Annotated in this window: 1 protein-coding gene; it reads left to right on the top strand. The window is 71.4% G+C overall.

The annotated features are described in order from the left end of the window. Positions 1–189: 189 nt before the first annotated feature. Positions 190–947: 16S rRNA (adenine(1518)-N(6)/adenine(1519)-N(6))-dimethyltransferase RsmA (gene rsmA / locus AC2W7C_RS18445; RefSeq protein WP_486002643.1), on the top strand; the 758-nt coding region annotated here is incomplete at its 3' end.

Here is a 947-nt window from a genome sequence, read left to right as displayed (position 1 = left end):
CTCCACCGCCCTTCGGCGGTCCCCCTCCCTGAAGGGAGAACTCAGGACCGTATTTGGAGCTGCCCCCCCTCCACCATGCTTCGCCTGCGGCTTCGCATGGTCCCCCCTCCCCCCTGCGGGGGAGGAATGGGTATGAGACGGCGGTGACCGACCTGCCCTCCCTGCGCGAAAACGCTCGACGCCCACGGGCTGTCGGCCAAGAAGAGCTTCGGCCAGCACTTCCTGCTGGACCTGAACGTGACGCGGAAGATCGTGCGGTTCGCCGGACCGTTCGAGGGCCGCGCCGTCATCGAGGTCGGTCCGGGCCCCGGCGGCCTGACACGGGCGCTGCTGGAGAGCGACGCCGGCCAGGTGGTGCTGGTCGAGAAGGATCCCCGCTTCGTCCCCCTGCTTTCGGAGCTGGACGACGGCTCCGGACGCCTGACCATCGTCGAGGCCGACGCCCTGAAGGTGAGCGAGGCGACCCTGGTCGAGGGCCCGGCCCACCTGGTCTCCAACCTGCCCTACAACGTCGGCACCGCCCTGCTGATCAAATGGCTGACCGGGCCGTGGACGCCCCACGCCCTGACCCTGATGTTCCAGAAGGAGGTGGCCGAGCGGATCACAGCCGCGCCCGGCGACGACGCCTACGGCCGTCTGGCGGTGATCAGCCAGGCGGTCTGCGAGGCCAAGCTGGTGATGCACCTGCCGGCCGCCGCCTTCACGCCGCCGCCGAAGGTCGCCTCAGCCGTCGTGCATCTTGTCCCGAAGGCCGACCGGCCCGGCCGGGACCTGCTGAAGGCGCTGGAGCGGGTGACCGCCGCGGCGTTCGGCCAGCGCCGCAAGATGCTGCGCTCCAGCCTGAAGCCGCTGGGCGGGGCCGCGCTGTGCGAAGCGGCGGGGATCAGTCCGGAAGACCGGGCGGAGGTGATCGACCTGGCGGGGTTCCTGCGCCTGGCGCGCGCGGC

It is taken from the genome of Brevundimonas sp. CURTG3B2_SDJG, from assembly GCF_057364705.1.
This window is presented reverse-complemented; position numbering and strand designations above follow the sequence as displayed.